Source organism: Bacillus sp. TH19 (genome assembly GCF_016651075.1).
GTDB lineage: Bacteria > Bacillota > Bacilli > Bacillales > Bacillaceae_G > Bacillus_A > Bacillus_A mycoides.
In genome coordinates, this window is record NZ_JAEKEO010000010.1 from 980,870 (window position 1) to 999,852 (window position 18,983).

The following is an 18,983-nucleotide window of genomic DNA, read 5'->3' on the forward strand; positions in this document are numbered from 1 at the left end:
ATAAACAACGAAACATAATTAATATATGGACTCAATTAGTATGAGTACCAAAATGATTCATAACAATCGTTCACAAATTCATTTAAGGGGGAAAAGAAATGGTTCAATTAAATGGCAAAGTAGCAATCGTAACAGGTGGGGCAAAAGGAATTGGAAAAGCAATCACAGTAGCATTAGCACAAGAGGGAGCAAAAGTAGTTATTAACTATAACAGCAGTAAAGAAGCAGCTGAAAACTTAGTAAATGAATTAGGAAAAGAAGGACATGACGTTTATGCAGTTCAAGCGGATGTTTCTAAAGTAGAAGATGCAAACAGACTTGTAGAAGAAGCTGTGAATCATTTTGGTCAAGTTGATATTCTTGTTAATAATGCTGGTATTACAAGAGATCGTACATTCAAGAAGTTAAATCGTGAAGATTGGGAGCGCGTAATTGACGTGAACTTAAGCAGTGTATTTAATACGACAAGCGCGGTACTTCCATACATATCGGAAGCAGAAGAAGGAAGAATCATTAGTATTTCTTCTATTATTGGCCAAGCTGGTGGATTTGGACAAACAAACTACTCAGCAGCAAAAGCAGGTATGCTAGGATTTACAAAATCATTAGCGTTAGAACTTGCAAGAACAAATGTAACTGTAAACGCAATTTGCCCAGGATTTATTGATACTGAAATGGTAGCAGAAGTACCAGAAGAAGTGCGTCAAAAAATCGTTGCGAAAATCCCGAAAAAACGTTTTGGTCAAGCTGATGAAATTGCAAAAGGTGTAGTATATCTATGCCGTGACGGTGCGTATATCACAGGTCAGCAATTAAACATTAACGGCGGATTATACATGTAATGAAGTAAGAAAAAAGTGCATATCCATAGCAGGAATGCACTTCTTTTTTTAGAAAGAAATTGACCAAAAAGGAGATAGGAAAAATGACTACATTCGTAACGGAATGGGAAAAGCAATTGGAGTTGTACCCAGAAGAATATCGTAAAGCATATCGCCGTGTGAAAAGAGCGAGCGAAGTTTTATTACGCGAACCAGAACCACAAGTTGGTTTAACACCGAAAGAGGTTATTTGGACGAAGAATAAAACGAAGCTGTATCGTTACATTCCAAAACAAGAAAAAACACAGAGAGTTCCAATCTTATTAATATACGCTCTTATTAATAAACCGTATATTATGGATTTAACTCCAGGAAATAGTTTAGTGGAATATTTAGTAGATCGTGGTTTTGATGTGTATATGCTTGATTGGGGCACATTCGGTTTAGAAGATAGTCATTTGAAGTTTGATGATTTCGTGTTCGATTATATTGCAAAAGCAGTGAAAAAAGTAATGAGAACTGCAAAATCGGACGAGATTTCTTTACTTGGTTATTGCATGGGTGGAACGTTAACATCTATTTATGCAGCGCTTCATCCGGACATGCCAATTCGTAACTTGATTTTTATGACAAGTCCTTTTGATTTCTCTGAAACAGGATTATACGGTCCTTTATTAGATGAGAAATATTTCAATTTAGATAAAGCGGTTGATACATTCGGAAATATTCCGCCAGAAATGATTGATTTCGGAAATAAGATGTTAAAACCAATTACAAACTTTGTCGGTCCATATGTTGCTTTAGTCGATCGTTCAGAAAATGAGCGCTTCGTCGAAAGTTGGAAATTAGTTCAAAAGTGGGTAGGCGATGGTATTCCGTTCCCAGGTGAATCGTATAGACAATGGATTCGTGATTTTTATCAAAATAATAAATTAGTGAAGGGTGAACTCGTTATTCGCGGACAAAAGGTAGACCTTGCAAATATTAAGGCGAATGTCTTAAATATTTCTGCGAAACGTGATCACATTGCTCTGCCATGTCAAGTAGAAGCTTTACTTGATCATATTTCTAGCACAGATAAACAGTATGTATGTTTACCGACAGGACATATGTCTATCGTGTATGGTGGAACGGCTGTAAAGCAAACATATCCGACGGTTGGAAATTGGCTGGAAGAGCGTTCAAATTAAAGAGAAGAAATCCAACTAGCGTATGTTAGTTGGATTTTTTTATGGAAAATGACGAAACATAGAAAGGAGAAAATTACATTGTAGGAGTATAATTATGAAGCTTATGACTGGTAAGTTGTTTTGGAATGCTGGAGTTTCTGTACCTTGTTATCCAACGTTAGAAAATGATATGATATGTGATGTACTAGTAATTGGAAGTGGAGAAGCAGGTGCTCATATAGCGTATTCGTTAGCTAAAATTGGAATGCGTGTTATGCTCATTGAAAAAAGAGCAATTGCATGTGGTAGCACAGCTGCAAATACAGGATTATTACAATTTGTTCATGATAAATCGTTAACCTCTCTTATTCATACATTTGGTGAAGAGAAAGGGGTACGAGCATATAGACTTTGTTATGAAGCGCTGCAAACAATGGAGAAGGTTGTGCCAACTCTCGATATTGATCCCCATTTTATTCCGCGAAATAGTTTGTATTATGCAAGTAGAGATGAGGATGTTTCATTTTTACAAGAAGAATATAATACGTTACGCCATTATGGATTTCCGGTTGAATATTTTACAGAGTCTGATATTAAGAAACGTTATTCATTTGCAAAACAAGCAGCGTTATATACAAGCGGTGATGCAGAAGTGAATCCGTATTTATTAGCGCATAGTCTTTTGCATAAAGCGAAACAAATGGGCGCTACTATATACGAACATACAGAGGCATTACATATTAAACAAATCCAAAATGATTTAATTTGTTACACGAATACAGGAAATAAAATAGTAGCAAAGAATATTATTATGGCGACAGGTTATGAAGCAATTTTTGGAAAGAAAGAAAAAAATACAACAGTAGAAACGTCTTATGCCGTTGTGACAAATAAGATAGATTATTTTGAAGGCTGGCATGAGCAATCGTTAATTTGGGAAACAGCACGTCCGTATTTGTATAGTCGAACGTATCAAAACCGCATTGTTATAGGCGGATTAGATGAGGCGCTGAAAATTCAAAAAATCGGCGATACGAAATTATTGCATAAGCGTGATCTTCTTATTAACATTGTAAAAGAAATGTTCCCGCAGTATAAAAATATACGAGCAGAGTACTATTGGGCAGCAGCATTTGGTGGCAGTCATGACGGTCTTCCTATTTTAAAAGAAGATAAAAAAATACATAATTTATATTACGCACTGCCGTATGGGGGAAATGGAACTGTATACGGAATGGTATTTGCGAAACTATTTCAGCAGTTATTTACAAATGAAGAAAGTGATGATTTTTCTTTATTTAATCGATAGAAAAAAGGTAGCGAAGTGATGGAATGAGAGATATAAAAAAGTTTTTACAAAAGTTACGTCCCGTACAACTTATCGTTGTATTTTATTTACTAGCAGTAGTCGTATCGGTAATTTTGCTTAGTTTACCATTTGTTACGAAGCCTGAAGTGAAATGGACATTTATCGATGCACTATTTACATCTGTTAGTGCGGTAAGTGTTACGGGACTGTCTGTTGTTACGATTTCAGATACGTTTACAACGGCAGGAATTATTGTTTTAGCCCTTATTTTACAATTAGGCGGATTAGGAATTATGGCGCTTGGTACATTCGTCTGGATTATAACGGGGAAAAAGATTGGTTTGCAAAGAAGAAGATTAATTATGGCAGACCATAACCAAGGGAATTTATCGGGCCTTGTAGAATTGATGCGTTCTATTTTAATTGTAATTATTTCGATAGAACTCATTGGAGCAATACTGTTAGGTACAAGGTTCTTACTATATTTCCCGACTTGGCAAGAAGCATATTTTCACGGTTTCTTTGCCGCTGTGAGCGCAACAACGAACGGAGGATTTGATTTAACAGGACAATCACTTATTCCGTACAAAAAAGATTATATTGTTCAAATGATTCATATGTTGCTTATTATTTTAGGAGCTATCGGTTTCCCAGTGTTAATGGAAGTAAAACAATTCCTTAGTAAAAGGCGACAACAACTATTTCGCTTTTCGTTATTTACAAAATTGACGACAACGACATTTCTTGTACTCGTTATTGTTGGAACAATTATGATTTTTCTATTAGAACGAAATCATTTTTTAGTAGGAAAGTCATGGCATGAAACTGTATTTTATACATTATTCCAATCTGTGACGACGCGAAGTGGAGGACTCGCTACAATGGACATACGTGAATTATCACAACCAACGCTTTTATTTATGAGTATATTAATGTTCATTGGGGCATCTCCAAGTTCAGTTGGGGGCGGAATACGTACAACAACATTTGCAGTTAGTATATTATCGTTATATACATTTGCAAGAGGCGGGAGAACAGTCCGAGTTTTCAAACGTCAGCTACATGAAGAGGACGTGTTGAAAGCATCTGTCGTTATGACGATGGGGATTTTATTATGTGCCTCAGCGCTATTCATTTTATCTATTACGGAAAATGTACCGCTTATGAGCTTAATCGTTGAAGTTTGTTCTGCTTTCGGAACGACGGGACTATCAACAGGTGTTACTCCTGATTTAACAACTGTTGGTAAACTTGTACTCATTGTACTTATGTTTATCGGACGCGTCGGTATTTTAACATTTATATTAGCTAGTGGCGGAAGAGAGCAACCGCCTCGCTATAAATATCCGAAAGAGAGAATTATTATTGGATAGTATGAAACCATTCTACCTGCGTTAGGTAGAATGGTTTTTTAGTCGTTAATTCCGAATTGGGGATGCATAAAAGCATCATTTTTATTATCAACTTCGTTTTTTAGTAATTCTTGATTTTCTTCTGCAATCCATCCGATATCATTTGTAGGATGGATCCATTCTTCCCCAGCCATAATAGCAGGATCTACCTCATCACTCCAATTATTAAGAGGACTGTTAGTGGAATCGTATTTACTGTCTCCAATTACAACATCATATTGATTTATAAAAGGTTGTTGCATCTTTTTGCCTGTGCCTTTAAAAGAAGGAAAGTTCATTTGATGAGGGAGCGTCTCGTCTAAAATTGGCGATTGTATCGTTTCTTTTTCTTTCAAAGTAATCGCTCCTTTTTGTAATGGCTTGTTCGTATGTAGTATTTCCATTTATAAGCTCTTATGTACTTGTTAACACTTCCCAGTAATAATTACTGTAAGTTGTTTCAAACTAGAATAGAAAGTTATTTCGTGAGAGCAGGTGAGTATGTTGGTAAAAAGAAAAGTAAAACAAAATGCAGCAATTAATAATAATAAAACTCCGAAAGAAAGCTTACCAGATGCAGAATTTGCATTAGAGTATGAAGGAGAAAATAGTGCGAAGTATGCAAATCGTAATTCAAAAAAAGGTAAACAAAAATGAGGCGTTTTTTACAAACGCCTCATTTTTTTGTGGGATTATAAAGGTTTTTTTAATTATTTGTAAATTTCACGTTTGATATTAGCAGAAAAATGCGAAAAAACATAGAAGTAGCAACGTATTACACAAAAACAAACAACAAACAAAAGATTAATGTTGGTTTAATACTGCTTTTACACTAGTTGTTTATATTAGAGTTGTACATAAGATTTGTAAAAGGAGAGAGAGACAGTGAAAAAAACAATCTTTAAAGCTGTAGCAACTGGAATGGTATTTTCGTTATTAATGGGGTGTGGTGCAAAGAAAGAAGAAAGTGCTGGAGCAAAAGTAAAAGATGATAAATTATCTGGATCATTAACTGTTTACACAGCGATTGAAGAAGAGCTTGTACCGATTTATCTTGATTCTTTTAAACAGAAGTACCCAGACGTGAAGTTGAACATTGTTCGTGATTCAACAGGAGTTATTACAGCGAAATTGCTAGCTGAAGGGAAAAATACACAAGCAGATGTTGTATGGGGAACTGCAGCGTCTAGTCTATTAGCTTTAGAGAAAAAAGATATGTTAAAAGGATACTCTCCAAAAGGAGCAGATCGTGTCCTTTCGCAATTTAAAGACGATAAGAAACCAGAAAAATGGGTAGGAAATACTGCATTTATGACGGGGATTGCTGTAAATAAAGAAGAATTGAAGAAGAAAAATTTAACGATGCCAGAATCATATGAAGATTTAACGAAACCAGAATATAAAGGAACGCTAGTTATGCCGCATCCGGCTTCTTCTGGAACAGGATTTTTAACAGTTTCTGCATGGCTACAAATTATGGGAGAAGATAAGGGCTGGGATTACATGAAGAAACTTCATGATAATATGGCAACTTATACTCATTCAGGTTCAAAACCAGCGAAATTAGCAGGCGCAGGTGAATATCCAGTTGGTGTATCAATGGTTTATAGTGCTTTGAAAGAGAAACAAAAAGGTGCACCAGTTGAAGTTGTACTGCCGAAAGAAGGATTAGGCTGGGAAGTAGAAGCGAACGCACTTATTAAAAAAGATAATGCTAAAAATGATAAATTAGCGCAAGCATTTTTAGATTGGGCAATTACAGATGATGTAATGAAGTTATACTTCGAGAAAAATGGATTTGCGACAATTAAAAATGATTATAAACTTCCAGATGGATTCCCTAAAGATGTGACAGAAAAGTTATATAAAAAGAATGACTTTAAATGGGCAGCAGAAAATCGTGACAAAATTTTAGAAAAATGGGAAAAAGAGTTTGGCCAAAAAGCAGAACCGAAAAAGTAAGTGAGTGGGAGAGAGAAAAATGAGCGAATATTTATCAATTCAACACATCCAAAAACAGTTTGATGCATTTACAGCGTTAAAGGATATTTCTTTTACTGTGAAAAAAAATGAGTTTGTTTGTTTATTAGGCCCAAGTGGTTGTGGGAAAACGACATTGCTCCGAATTTTAGCGGGGCTAGAAGAGGCAACAACAGGTAGTATTGCTGTGAATGGAAAAGATATTACAGCATTACCACCTGGAAAGAGGAACTTCGGAATGGTTTTTCAATCGTATGCATTATTTCCGAATTTAACTGCACTTGAAAACATTGAATACGGCTTAAAAACAAAAAAATATGGAAAAGCAGAAGTAAAAGAAAAAGCGCTATCGGCGTTAGAACTTGTTGATTTGCTGAATGTAAAAGATAAATATCCTGCTCAAATGTCTGGTGGACAACAGCAGCGAGTAGCACTTGCACGTGCGCTCGCCCTGTCTCCCGATATTTTGTTACTTGATGAGCCGTTATCTGCTTTAGATGCAAAAGTGCGTGAAAAGTTGCGCAGAGAAATGCGTGATTTGCAAGAAAAAGTGGGAGTAACAACTATTATGGTAACGCATGATCAAGAAGAGGCATTAACGATGGCTGATAAAATTGTTGTAATGAATCATGCGGAAATTATGCAGATTGGAACACCAGAGGAGATTTATCAAAGACCAGCCAATCCGTTTGTGGCAGATTTTATTGGTTCTATTAATTTCTTTTCGAAAAATAACGAAGAACATGCGATTCGTCCTGAACATGTAACAGTTGTACAAAATAATGGTATTAAAACAGTTGTAGAAAGTATGGAATTTCGCGGTTCTGTATACCGGACGGAAGTGCGGGTCATAGAAGAGAAAACACACCTTTATAATGAGAAAATTGTAGTGGATATATTGGCATCAGAAGTAGAGGAAACTGCTATTAGAAAAGGAAAGCCAATTCAAATCTCTTTCTCAGAAAATCATATGTTGTCATATGGAAAGAAGGTCATTGTATAGATGGAGATGTTAGAAAACTTTAAGGCAGAAAGTACAAAAAAAAAGATTAAGAGACGTATCGGTAAAGAAGAGTGGATACAAAGACTATTAATTATTGGTATGCTTCTTTCATTTTTTATCATGCTTGTATTGCCTTTATTACAACTGTTTACACAAGCTTTTTATGATAAAGATGGAGCTTTTGTTGGTGTTGCGAATTTCAGTAAATATTTCACAACACCAACGCTAGTTCAATCACTACAAAATACGATATGGATTTCGGGCGCTACAACAATTATTTCGGTTACACTCGCTTTCGCTTACGCATATGCGATCGCTCGTACAAATGTTTTTGGAAAGCGCGTATTTCAATACATAGCATTATTACCATTATTCGCACCAACGATGATGCACGGTATTGCGCTTACATATTTATTTGGTAATCAAGGGTTAATAACAAAAGGAATGTTTGGTTTATTTGAAGGAATACAAATACCGTTATACGGACCAGTAGGAATTGTAATGGCTGAAGTTATGTATACATTTCCGCAAGCATTCCTTATTTTATTAATTGCTCTCCAAGGTTCTGATTATCGTTTATATGAAGCTTCTAATATGTTGGGTGCAAGTAAAGTGAAACAGTTTTTTACGGTTACTTTACCTAGTGTGAAATACGGATTAATTAGTGCGATGTTCGTTGTATTTACACTTAGTTTCACTGATTTTGGGGCACCTAAAATTGTTGGAGGACAATATAACGTACTTGCTACTGACGTATATAAGCAAGTAATTGGACAGCAAAATATGTCCATGGGCGCAACTGTCGGAATGATTTTATTGATCCCAGCTATTTTCGCATTTGCAGTTGATCGTATTACGCAAAGAAAACAGGCGAATCTCTTATCTTCAAAAGCAGTACCTTACAGAATAATAAATAATAAGAAAAGAGATGTTATTTCATTCGTATATTGTAGCATAGTCACGTTTATGATCATTCTTTTATTTGTGGCAGTTGGTATTGCTGCAAGTGTGAAAGTATGGCCATATAATATGAGTTTTACACTTGAGCATTTTAATTTTTCAAGTTTGACAGGAGACGGAATTGAAGCATTTAAAAATAGTGTAATTGTCTCAGCTATTACGGCAGTTATCGGGGCGATTTTAACATTTGTGTTCGCTTATGCGATTGAAAAAATAGAACAGCTACAGTTTTTCAGAAAAGTAGGCTACTTTTTCTCTATTGTACCGTTAGCGATTCCTGGATTAGTACTTGGATTAGGATATGTCTTTTTCTTTAGTCAACCAACAATTCAAATTCTAGGACTTTCAGTAACAAATCCGTTTCATTCCTTATATGGCACAATTGCTGTTTTAGTATTAGTAAATATCATTCATTTTTACTCTGTAACGTTTGTTACCGCAACGACTGCTTTAAAGAAACTAGACCGAGAGTTTGAACTTGTTTCACAGTCGATGAGCGTACCGTTTTATAAAACTTTCTTTCGAGTAACAGTACCGATGTGTTTACCAGCTATTTTAGAAATGGTTATGTACTATTTCGTAAATTCAATGGTGACTGTATCGGCAGTAGTGTTCTTATATGCGGCTGATTTTAAACTAGCTGCTGTATCAATTGTAAATATGGACGATGCAGGAAATGTAGCACCAGCAGCTGCAATGAGTGTACTTATTGTTGTTACAAATATTGTAGTGAGGGTTGTATATGAATGGGGAACGAAAGCACTTCGTAACCGAACGTCACAATGGCAAAAAAGATAAGTAAGAAGGGTGATGGATAGAATGAAAATTGAAGTAGTTATTTTTGATTGGGCAGGTACGACAGTTGATTACGGATGTTTTGCACCATTAGAAGTATTCATGAAAATTTTTCATAAACGCGGTGTTGAAATTACAGCAGAAGAAGCTCGCAAACCAATGGGGTTATTGAAGATTGATCATGTTAGGGTATTAACGGAAATGCCCCGTATTTCGAATGAGTGGAAGCGTGTCTTCGGACAATTACCAACAGAAGAAGATATTCATGAGATGTATGAAGAGTTTGAAAAAATTCTCTTTGCTATTTTACCGTACTATGCCACGCCAATTGATGGGGTAAAAGAAGTGGTTTCTTCACTACGTGAAAGAGGTATTAAAATTGGATCAACAACTGGTTATACGAGAGAAATGATGGACATTGTTGCAAAAGAAGCAGAAATACAAGGGTATAAACCTGATTTTCTTGTGACGCCAAATGATGTTCCAGCAGGTCGTCCATATCCGTGGATGTGTTATAAAAATGCGATGGAACTCTGTGTATACCCAATGAATCATATGATAAAAATTGGAGACACCGTGTCAGATATGAAAGAGGGTAGAAATGCTGGAATGTGGACAGTTGGTGTAATCCTCGGTAGTAGTGAGCTCGGTTTAACGGAAGAGGAAGTTGAGAATATGGATCCGTTAGATCTTCGTGAAAAAATAGAAGTAGTTCGTAATCGTTTCGTTGAAAATGGGGCTCATTTTACAATTGAAACGATGCAGGAGCTCGAAAACGTAATTGAACATATCGAGAAACAAGAACTTATTATTTCATAAAGGGGGGCACACGATCATGAATGAAAATCACTATTTATTATTAACACCAGGACCATTAACGACAACAAAAACTGTAAAAGAAGTTATGTTATACGATTGGTGTACGTGGGATGTTGAATATAACACTATGGTGCAAGATGTAAGAAATAGGCTTGTATCGCTAGCGACAAAGGAAGAAGAAAAGTACACAACAGTTTTAATGCAGGGAAGCGGTACGTTTGCGGTTGAAGCAGTAATTGGTTCTGTTATTCCTAGAAACGGAAAGCTGCTAGTTTGTACAAATGGTGCGTACGGTAAGCGGATTGTACAAATGGCAGAGATGTTACATATAGATGTGGTGGTCAGTCAAACAGAAGAGTGGGAGCCTACTAATATTGTAGAAGTAGAACAGTTATTACAACAAGATAAAGAGATTACGCATATTGTAGTTGTTCATTGTGAAACAACTACAGGTATTATTAATCCAATTGTAGACGTATGTAAATTGGGAAAAAAATATGGAAAAGTTACACTGGTTGACGCAATGAGTAGTTTCGGTGGTATTGAAATAGATATCGCTGAGTTGCAAATTGACTTTCTAATTAGTAGTGCGAATAAATGTATTCAAGGTGTTCCCGGATTCGGTTTTGTCATCGCAAATCGTGATGAACTATTGAAATGTAAAGGGCAAGCTCGTTCTTTATCATTAGATTTATATGATCAGTGGGAAACGATGGAAGAGCAAAATGGGAAATGGCGCTTTACTTCACCTACACATGTTGTACATGCTTTTTATCAGGCATTGCTTGAATTAGAAGAAGAAGGCGGGGTAAGAGCCCGTTACAATCGATATTATAGCAATCAAAAACTACTAGTGCACAAAATGAAAGAAATGGGCTTTAAGCCATTAGTAGATGAAAAATATCAATCTCCTATTATTACATCTTTCATTTATCCAGAAGCAGGATTTGAATTTTTGCAGCTATATAATGAATTAAAGCGATATGGATTTGTTATTTATCCAGGTAAAATTTCGAAAGTAGATACGTTCCGCATTGGAAATATCGGTGATGTACATGAAGACGATATTATTCGCTTAGTTGATAGTATTGCTAAAGGGGTTGTTATAGGGTGAAAGTATTTTGCTTAGGTGGAGCAGGTAAAATTTGTCGTGAAGCAATTTTAGATTTAGTTCAATTTTCATCTTTTGAGACGATTACGGTAGCCGATTTTAATGAAGAGGAAGGCCGAAAAGTAGTAGAGTGGTTAAATGATCCTCGTGTTGATTTTGTGAAAGTCGATGTGACAAATCATGAGGATACGGTCGCAAAAATGAAGGGCTATAACATTGTAATGGATGGTACGACGATAAAGTTAAATGGATTGTCTACTCGCTGTATCGCAGATGCCGGTTGTCACGGTGTGAACTTAAATGGATTTGGTGAAGAAAATGAATCCCACTCTAAATTTGTTCAACATGGAACAACATGTTTACCTGGGTTTGGTATGACACCAGGTGTAACGCAAATGATGGCCATGTATGCAGCAAATCAGTTAGATACTGTAGAGTCAGTTCGAGTAAGTCATGGCTCGTATCGTCCAATTGCTTTTTCTGCATCAATTACAGAGACAACGACATATGAATATGATCCACATTTGCCGACGCGTACAGTGTATGAGGAAGGTGAATTTAAGCAAGTACCTCCGTTTGCGCGCCCGAGAGAAATTGAATTACCAGCACCTTACGGAAAAACAATGCAGTATATAATCCCGCATTCAGAAACGATTACGTTAGCGAAGGCACTGGAAGATAAAGGTGTACAACTTATTGAAACAAGAGGAACTTGGCCAGAGCAAAATATGCAGCTCGTTCGTGCTTTATATGATTATGGTATATTGCGTAATGATCAAATTGAAATAAACGGTAAAGAAATTGGTATTATGGATTGTATTTCGAAGTATCTATTAAAATCGAAAGAAGGACAAGCAACAGAGCTTTATGGTTATGCACTTCATGTAGAAGTAGTAGGTATGAAAAATAATCAAGAACAAAGGCATGTGTTATACCATACGCATCCGCTATCTGACGGTTCTGTAGTAGGTTGGGAGAAATTAAGGGCCTATACAAGAAATGTTGGTATCCCATTTGGAATCGCTACAGAGTTAATTGCAAAAGGAGTAGTTAATAAAGTCGGTGTTATTACTCCTGAAGAAGCTTTCGAAAATCCACAAATTATTTTTGACGAACTAGAAAAGCGCGGTATTTATATTCATGAAGAGATTTCTACTTACAAAGAAAATTATAACTTTGTATAAGTAAGACAGTTTATGAGGTAGATATAAATGGGGTGAGGCTATGTCTGTAGTAGGTGAAGAGAGAAAGAGGACAATTCTTGAGAAGGTAGAGTTTAAAGGAAAAGTAAAAGTTTCAGAATTAGCGAGAGAGTTCGCAGTATCAACAGAGACGATTCGTCGGTATTTAGAAGAATTAGATCGTGAAAAAAAATTGAAGAAAGTGTACGGTGGAGCCGTTCAACTTCCGGGAGCTGGGATAGAGGCACCGATGTTAGAACGAGAGATGCTGCATATAGAAGAGAAGAAAAGAATTGGGTATAAAGCAGCAACGTTTGTGGAAGATGGAGATGTTATTGCGATTGATGATGGAAGTACACCACTTCAAATGGTGCCATATCTTGTTCATCGTAAAAATTTAACGATTGTAACAAGTTCATTTCCAGTAGCAACACAATTAATTTCTTCTATAAATAAAAAGATGTTTCACGGTGAAGTTTTATTTATAGGCGGGAAAGTATCTCCAAAACATTCACGTGTGTCGGGGTCTATTTCACAGCAAGTAATTCATCAATTTCATTTTCATAAAGCATTCGTTTCGATTGATGGGTTGTTGCAAGGTTTTGGGGCTTCTAGCTTTGAATTAGAAAAGGCGAAACTGTCAGAAGCGATGATGAAATTAGCTGAGAAAACGTATATTTTATGCGATCATACAAAGGTAGGCGTAAAAGGGAACTACCGAATAGCAGGATTTTCTCGTATTCAACATATTATTTGTGATAAGAAAATGCCCTATAGTTTTGAAGAAGAAGTCAAAAAGCATAATATTCAATGGACAGTTTGCTAAATGAATTGAATACGTTTAAACTCCCACCTAATTTTTAGGTGGGAGTTTTACTATCAGCAAGTAAAAAAATAAAAGCTTTGTATTTATGCAAAAAGTGGACACATTTTCTCATCTCGTTCATATAATTTACCAATACAAAAAAAGTTGGTCGAAGGAAAGAAGGGAAAGTATGTCGGAACGGATATATAATAAACTTGTATTGTATGCAAACATTTTGCAAAAAATTGGTGTTATTAATGAAAAAGAAAAAAGTGAAATCCTTCATACGATAGGCAAAAAAGCCCTTTGAGTAAAGGGTTTTTTATTTTTTATCTATGGAAATATAAACTTAATGTAATATTCTTATTGACAATGATAATGAGATTCATTATCATTTATTATGTTAGCAATTGATAGTAATTATCAATTGGAATATATATAAGATAAGGGGATATTATTTTGAAAAAAAGTTATATTAAAGCTCTAGTAGTAGCAACAACATTAGCTATTCCATTTGCTGCGTATTCTACTCCAGCGTTAGCAGCAATAAAAATTGAAGCAAACCAGTCGGTAGCAGCAGCCAGTGATCGCACGTATGATACTGAGATTAAAATATATAAGGATCAAAAAGATGAGCCATCTATGGTTTCTCAGTACATAAAAAATCCTAAAGTAGCAATTGAAGATGGGAAAAAAATCGTTACTGTAACAATACAAGATAGCGATTATTTTCAATATCTTAGAATAGAAGATAGAAATCAACCTGGTGTATTTCATGATGTGAAAGTTCTGTCAGAAGATAAAAGAAAAAATGGAACGAAAGTAGTCCAATTTGAAATTGGCGAATTTGAGCAGAAGCACAATATGCAAATGCATATATTTATTCCGGCTATTGGATATGATCACAAATATCAAGTTCAATTTGAAATTAAAGATCCAACTGTAGGTGAAAAAGAAACAGAGAAACCAGATGATAACTCTAATTCAGGCAATACGGAAACAGATAATCCAGTTGATAATCAAAATATGATAACAGATAACAAATTAAGAGAACTTGTTAATAAAAAAGTATTTAATAGAAAAGATTTAAATACACCAATTACGAAAGAAGAGTTATTACAAGTAAAGGACTTGTTTTTAAACACGAATGAGATTCTGGATTATAGTGCATTAAAATATATGCCAAATTTAAAATCTTTAACAGTTGCGAATGCGAAGATAACAGATCCGTCGTTCTTTGCGAATTTAAAGCAATTAAATCATTTAGCTTTGCGTGGTAATGAATTTTCAGATGTAACACCACTTGTTAAGATGGAAAATTTAGAATCTCTTGATTTGAGTAATAATAAAATTACAAACGTTGCACCACTAATTGAAATGAAAAATGTAAAAAGTTTATATCTATCAGGCAACCAAATAGAAGATGTAACAGCATTAGCGAAAATGGAACAACTAGATTACTTGAATTTAGCAAATAATAAAATTACGGATGTTGCTCCATTAAGCGCATTGAAAAATGTAACATACTTAACTTTAGCAGGTAATCAAATTGAAGATATTAAACCGTTATATTCATTACCTTTAAAGGACTTAGTATTAACGCGTAATAAGGTTAAAGATTTATCGGGTATTGATCAAATGAATCAATTAAATAAATTATTTATCGGTAAAAATCAAATTGAAGATGTGACACCACTTGCTAAAATGACTCAGCTTACAGAATTAGATTTACCTAATAATGAGTTAAAGGAGATTACTCCATTATCAAATCTAGTAAACTTACAAAAACTTGATTTAGAAGCAAATTATATTTCAGACTTATCGCCAGTTAGTAAGTTGAATAAGTTAGTATATTTAAGTTTTGTTGCAAATGAAATCCGCGATGTTAGACCAGTAATAGAACTAAGTAAGACAGCTTACATTAATGTTCAAAACCAAAAAGTCTTTTTAGAGGATACAGAAGTAAATAAAGAAGTAAAAGTACCTATATACGAAAAAGACGGTGAGGTATCTACAAAAATCCGTCTGAAGAGTGATGGTGGTACGTATAGTAATGGTGTAGTGAAGTGGAGTACACCAGGTGAGAAAGTATATGAATTTGGAGTGAAAGATCCATTTGCGGATACAGGAATCTTCTTCACAGGGTCTGTTATTCAAAATGTTGTAAATGAAAAAGTAGCGGAAGAAGTAATTGAATTTAAAGATGTGCCAAAGGGTCATTGGTCAGAAGAAGCAATTAACTATTTAGCGAAAGAAAAGTTATTTATAGGCTATGGAAATGGGCAATTTGGATTTGGTGACAACATTACTCGCGGGCAAGTAGCACTTCTAATACAAAGGTATTTAAAATTAGACACTGATTTAGAACAAAAAATGATGTTTACAGATACGAAAGGAAATATGTATGAAAAGGCTATTGATGCAGTGGTACAAGCTGGAATTATGACAGGATACGGTAATGATAAGTTCCGTCCAGATGGAGTATTAACTCGTTATGAAATGGCAGTGGTATTACAAAGAGTATTCCAGTTAAAGGAAAATGAAAATAGTGTAGAGAGCTTTAAAGATGTGCCATCTGGTCATTGGGCGGAAGGATATGTGAAAGCTTTAGTGGATAATAAAGTATCAAAAGGTGACGGCAAAGGTAATTTTTCAGGTGATGATTTCGTAACACGTGAACAATACGCACAATTTTTATATAACGCAATAATTAAATAACAAATGAGAAAAATACGTTATTCTTTAATAAGAAGAATAACGTATTTTTTATATGTACAAAATCAAGTGCTAAATAGACAGGAGTGTTTACATGTAATAGGCCTATTTTTCCGATAGGTGCTGAAACCATATTGACAAAAAGGCATTCTCGTGTGATAATTCAATTAAATTTTTAGAATAATCAAAAAACATTCCTTTTATATAGAAAGGATTTGAATATTATATTAATATTACGCCGGGGGTGACGAAATGTTATTTTTTCTGAAAAAATGGAACGAATTAAAAGATGTGAAAGCAGAATTGGCACTTCGCGATTGGTTTTATGGTACGAAAATTAGTTTATCGATGTGTACGTCAAAAGAGCCATTAACATTTTTAGTGAATGTAGAGGGAAGAGATAAAGGGGTATTTTCTGAAGAAGATTTTATTGTCGTAAATTGCATGTGTGAGCCAGTATTTGAAAACGAAGAAAAACCAGCTATAGAGTCATTTATGCATGCGGATATTTATAAAAAAAGTAGTGCAGAATGCATTTTACAAGTACAGACTGTAGATAGTCATTTAATGTCAGAGCTATATGGGAAAGAAGGAGAAGTAACATTCGAAAAACGTAGTGTGGAACGTGTTTTTGGAAAAGACGGTATTACAGAAATGACAATTCCAATTGTAGAAGATGAAAAGAAATTCGCTAATTTATTAGAAAATAATGTTCCGAATTTTATTGAAGGTGGAGGAGTAGTCCTTGTTCATAATTACGGAATGATCGTGTGGGGGAAAACTCCAGAAGAAGCGAAAAAATGGTTGGAAGGTATAGAGTATTTAATGAACTATCACGTAAAGCTTTTAATGATAAAAGGGGCAAAAAGTTCTGTTATATAAAGATGTATTCACAGAGATTACCATCTCTTAAAAATGAAAGCGTTTTAAAAAGAAATTTCACTCATAAAATATAGGTCTCCTTATTATATATAGATTACATGTTGACATGTAAGGAGGAACATATTTTGCGAGTTAAATATCATTTTCTGCCAAAACAGCAGGTGACATTTTGCAAAACGAATGATTCTGGTGAAAAGGCGTTACAAATTATGAATGAAACGGGATTTCGCGCAATTCCTGTATTAGCAGAAAATGAGAAGGAATTCACGGGGATTATTTATAAAGTAGATCTTTTAGAAAAGAAGTGTAATAGCAGATTAGAGGATGTAAGTACAGAAGATGTACTGGAAAATCCAAATTCGTTTATTTTTGAAAAGGATTCTTTTTTTAGAGCTTTTTACGTTATTCGTCGTCTCCCGTTTTTAGCGGTTTTAAATGAGTATAATGAATTTGTCGGCATTTTAACACACTCTAATGTATTTGATGTTATTGAGGATTCGTTCGGTATGCGGACGGGTGGTTATATATTAACAATTGCAACACAAGATTGTAAGGGAACAATTAAAGAGCTTGGGACATTATTAAAAGCATATAATATCGGTGGACTGTTTACGCTTGATAACGGTGATCAATATATTCGCCGTGTTATCGTAAATATATCGGATGAGTTAAATGAAAAAAAATTAAAGCAATTAATTGAAAAGATAGAGAAAAAGGGATTTAGGGTGAGTCATGTAGATTATATTTAAGTTGAAAAGGAAAGGTACCTATCTGCTATGTGTAGATAGGTATCTTTTTTAGTACGAGAAATGAATTTTATTTTGAAACAGAAGGTGGAGATAATGCTAAATCAGATAAAAAAATAAAGTCTGCATGCTCACGAATTTTAGGAATAGAAGTTTCGATAATACGTGATGTAATTTCACCTGGAGCCCCAACGTGTCCGATAGCTACCATAATGGGTTTGTCTTGGATTTTTTTTATGAGTAATTGTGCTTGTTTTGAAATGTGACTTACCGTATATACATCATCAAAAAATAATTGGTTTTCAATAATAGGAACGCCTAATTCTTTACCGATTTTTGGGACAACACTATTAGGGTTTGTTTTACTATCTAAATAAAATAAACCGTGCTTTTTACAGGCAGAAAGTATAAGACGTACAATCCTTTCATCAGCGGTTACTTTTGATCCCATATGATTGTTCATTCCTATTGCATGAGGTATTTCTTGAATTGCTTGTTCGAGTCGGTTGTTTATTTCTTCATCGCTTAAATCTGTTGTAATCGCTTTTGGTCCAAGCCACTCTTTTTTTCCTCTAATTGGTTCCATTGGCATATGTATAATAACTTCATGCCCTTTTTTATGGGCAGCTATTGCATCTTGTTTAGTAGAAGGAAGAAATGGCATAACAGCAACAGTGAGTGGAATAGGAAGTGATAACATCTTATCTGTGCCTTTCATATTATTGCCGAAATCATCGATGACAATAGCAACTTTATTCGTATGAGCGTTTGCTTGAATAGGAAAGAGGAAGAATGGTATGAACAGGGTGAAGATGAGAACTGTAATAGTATATTTGCGCATATAAATATTTCCTTTCTATTTTATCCCGCTATTTGCGGACAGTAAGACTCCCACCTCAAAATTTGGCTGGAGTAAAGAAGTTAGGTGGAAAATCCACTGCCCGTAAACGCCCGATTGGTGAAGGCTAATAATTAGTGGGGGATGGACAAAACCCCCACTGATTAAAGTTCACTTTATCAATCATCATTATGTTTTGCGTTTTTACATAAATTAAACAAAAAATGTCGAAGAAAAGTAAATTGAAAATAGAGAATCCACTGTTTACTGAGTATTTACAAAAAAGAAGATGAAAAAAATGTCTATTATTGCGAATGTATTTACAAAGATAGAATAATTTGTAATAATTCTCAAAGTGAGGGTAAAGATTTGTAAATTACAGGGGAAAAATGTTAAATTTTCTGATTCTTCAATTTTAAATAGAATTAAGTGTTTAAAGGGCTAAAGTAGATGAGGCG

17 protein-coding genes are annotated in these 18,983 nt (G+C 34.8%); 15 read left to right on the forward strand and 2 right to left on the reverse strand.

Going from position 1 to position 18,983, the window contains the following annotated elements:
- Positions 1–98: 98 nt before the first annotated feature.
- The 4 genes from JFU54_RS22740 (at position 99) to JFU54_RS22755 (ending at position 4,672) form a co-directional block, all read left to right on the forward strand.
- Positions 99–842 (forward strand): acetoacetyl-CoA reductase, encoded by a 744-nt coding sequence (locus JFU54_RS22740; RefSeq protein WP_002030515.1) that lies wholly within the window; start codon positions 99–101, stop codon positions 840–842.
- A gap of 83 nt (positions 843–925) precedes the next feature.
- Complete coding sequence (gene phaC / locus JFU54_RS22745) at positions 926–2,011, forward strand: class III poly(R)-hydroxyalkanoic acid synthase subunit PhaC (RefSeq protein WP_000206840.1); 1,086 nt, start codon at positions 926–928, stop codon at positions 2,009–2,011.
- A gap of 94 nt (positions 2,012–2,105) precedes the next feature.
- Positions 2,106–3,299 (forward strand): NAD(P)/FAD-dependent oxidoreductase, encoded by a 1,194-nt coding sequence (locus tag JFU54_RS22750; RefSeq protein ID WP_002030511.1) that lies wholly within the window; start codon positions 2,106–2,108, stop codon positions 3,297–3,299.
- A 23-nt stretch (positions 3,300–3,322) separates the two neighbouring features.
- Positions 3,323–4,672, forward strand: coding sequence for a TrkH family potassium uptake protein (locus JFU54_RS22755; RefSeq protein ID WP_201066515.1), 1,350 nt, complete (start codon positions 3,323–3,325; stop codon positions 4,670–4,672).
- 38 nt (positions 4,673–4,710) lie between these two features.
- Here the strand turns inward: JFU54_RS22755 and JFU54_RS22760 are convergent, their stop codons facing one another.
- On the reverse strand, positions 4,711–5,094 hold the full coding sequence (locus tag JFU54_RS22760; protein ID WP_002011568.1) for a DUF3905 domain-containing protein: 384 nt from the start codon (positions 5,092–5,094) through the stop codon (positions 4,711–4,713).
- 97 nt (positions 5,095–5,191) lie between these two features.
- On the opposite strand from JFU54_RS22760, the gene JFU54_RS22765 reads away from it, so the two are divergent.
- The 11 genes from JFU54_RS22765 (at position 5,192) to cbpA (ending at position 17,690) form a co-directional block, all read left to right on the forward strand.
- On the forward strand, positions 5,192–5,347 hold the full coding sequence (locus tag JFU54_RS22765) for a hypothetical protein (RefSeq protein WP_002011566.1): 156 nt from the start codon (positions 5,192–5,194) through the stop codon (positions 5,345–5,347).
- Between the two features lie 228 nt (positions 5,348–5,575).
- A complete protein-coding gene (locus JFU54_RS22770) occupies positions 5,576–6,652 on the forward strand; it encodes a putative 2-aminoethylphosphonate ABC transporter substrate-binding protein (RefSeq protein ID WP_201066517.1) in 1,077 nt (358 codons plus the stop codon).
- Between the two features lie 19 nt (positions 6,653–6,671).
- The gene (locus JFU54_RS22775) at positions 6,672–7,673 is read left to right on the forward strand and encodes a putative 2-aminoethylphosphonate ABC transporter ATP-binding protein (protein WP_002086828.1); all 1,002 of its coding nucleotides are present in this window, start codon (positions 6,672–6,674) and stop codon (positions 7,671–7,673) included.
- Positions 7,674–9,431: a putative 2-aminoethylphosphonate ABC transporter permease subunit gene (locus JFU54_RS22780; protein WP_002126162.1), complete on the forward strand. Its 1,758-nt coding sequence runs from the start codon at positions 7,674–7,676 to the stop codon at positions 9,429–9,431. It abuts the gene before it with no gap.
- Positions 9,432–9,452: 21 nt separating this feature from the next.
- Positions 9,453–10,247, forward strand: coding sequence for a phosphonoacetaldehyde hydrolase (gene phnX, locus JFU54_RS22785; protein WP_201066518.1), 795 nt, complete (start codon positions 9,453–9,455; stop codon positions 10,245–10,247).
- Between the two features lie 16 nt (positions 10,248–10,263).
- Positions 10,264–11,361 carry a 2-aminoethylphosphonate--pyruvate transaminase gene (gene phnW / locus JFU54_RS22790; RefSeq protein WP_088038997.1) on the forward strand — a complete coding sequence of 366 codons (1,098 nt, stop codon included), beginning with the start codon at positions 10,264–10,266 and terminating at the stop codon, positions 11,359–11,361.
- Entirely contained in the window at positions 11,358–12,542 is a 1,185-nt protein-coding gene (locus JFU54_RS22795) for a saccharopine dehydrogenase family protein (RefSeq protein WP_061675917.1), read from the forward strand. The genes phnW and JFU54_RS22795 overlap by 4 nt, the downstream gene beginning before the upstream one ends.
- 40 nt (positions 12,543–12,582) lie before the next feature.
- The gene (locus tag JFU54_RS22800) at positions 12,583–13,365 is read left to right on the forward strand and encodes a DeoR/GlpR family DNA-binding transcription regulator (RefSeq protein ID WP_201066520.1); all 783 of its coding nucleotides are present in this window, start codon (positions 12,583–12,585) and stop codon (positions 13,363–13,365) included.
- 438 nt (positions 13,366–13,803) lie between these two features.
- A complete protein-coding gene (locus tag JFU54_RS22805; RefSeq protein ID WP_201066522.1) occupies positions 13,804–16,062 on the forward strand; it encodes an NEAT domain-containing leucine-rich repeat protein in 2,259 nt (752 codons plus the stop codon).
- A 249-nt stretch (positions 16,063–16,311) separates the two neighbouring features.
- Positions 16,312–16,941 (forward strand): class II aldolase/adducin family protein, encoded by a 630-nt coding sequence (locus tag JFU54_RS22810; RefSeq protein ID WP_002011549.1) that lies wholly within the window; start codon positions 16,312–16,314, stop codon positions 16,939–16,941.
- Positions 16,942–17,066: 125 nt separating this feature from the next.
- The gene (gene cbpA, locus JFU54_RS22815) at positions 17,067–17,690 is read left to right on the forward strand and encodes a cyclic di-AMP binding protein CbpA (protein WP_002140932.1); all 624 of its coding nucleotides are present in this window, start codon (positions 17,067–17,069) and stop codon (positions 17,688–17,690) included.
- Between the two features lie 67 nt (positions 17,691–17,757).
- On the opposite strand, the gene JFU54_RS22820 is transcribed toward cbpA, so the two are convergent.
- Entirely contained in the window at positions 17,758–18,528 is a 771-nt protein-coding gene (locus JFU54_RS22820) for a divergent polysaccharide deacetylase family protein (RefSeq protein WP_002011545.1), read from the reverse strand.
- Positions 18,529–18,983: the final 455 nt, after the last annotated feature.

Bases quoted from the DNA above. Each gene is read 5' to 3' on its own strand.
- JFU54_RS22740 (WP_002030515.1), top strand. From the start codon at position 99: ATGGTTCAATTAAATGGCAAAGTAGCAATCGTAACAGGTGGGGCAAAA.
- phaC (WP_000206840.1), top strand. From the start codon at position 926: ATGACTACATTCGTAACGGAATGGGAAAAGCAATTGGAGTTGTACCCA.
- JFU54_RS22750 (WP_002030511.1), top strand. From the start codon at position 2,106: ATGAAGCTTATGACTGGTAAGTTGTTTTGGAATGCTGGAGTTTCTGTA.
- JFU54_RS22755 (WP_201066515.1), top strand. From the start codon at position 3,323: ATGAGAGATATAAAAAAGTTTTTACAAAAGTTACGTCCCGTACAACTT.
- JFU54_RS22760 (WP_002011568.1), bottom strand. From the start codon at position 5,094: ATGGAAATACTACATACGAACAAGCCATTACAAAAAGGAGCGATTACT.
- JFU54_RS22765 (WP_002011566.1), top strand. From the start codon at position 5,192: ATGTTGGTAAAAAGAAAAGTAAAACAAAATGCAGCAATTAATAATAAT.
- JFU54_RS22775 (WP_002086828.1), top strand. From the start codon at position 6,672: ATGAGCGAATATTTATCAATTCAACACATCCAAAAACAGTTTGATGCA.
- JFU54_RS22780 (WP_002126162.1), top strand. From the start codon at position 7,674: ATGGAGATGTTAGAAAACTTTAAGGCAGAAAGTACAAAAAAAAAGATT.
- phnX (WP_201066518.1), top strand. From the start codon at position 9,453: ATGAAAATTGAAGTAGTTATTTTTGATTGGGCAGGTACGACAGTTGAT.
- phnW (WP_088038997.1), top strand. From the start codon at position 10,264: ATGAATGAAAATCACTATTTATTATTAACACCAGGACCATTAACGACA.
- JFU54_RS22800 (WP_201066520.1), top strand. From the start codon at position 12,583: ATGTCTGTAGTAGGTGAAGAGAGAAAGAGGACAATTCTTGAGAAGGTA.
- JFU54_RS22810 (WP_002011549.1), top strand. From the start codon at position 16,312: ATGTTATTTTTTCTGAAAAAATGGAACGAATTAAAAGATGTGAAAGCA.
- JFU54_RS22820 (WP_002011545.1), bottom strand. From the start codon at position 18,528: ATGCGCAAATATACTATTACAGTTCTCATCTTCACCCTGTTCATACCA.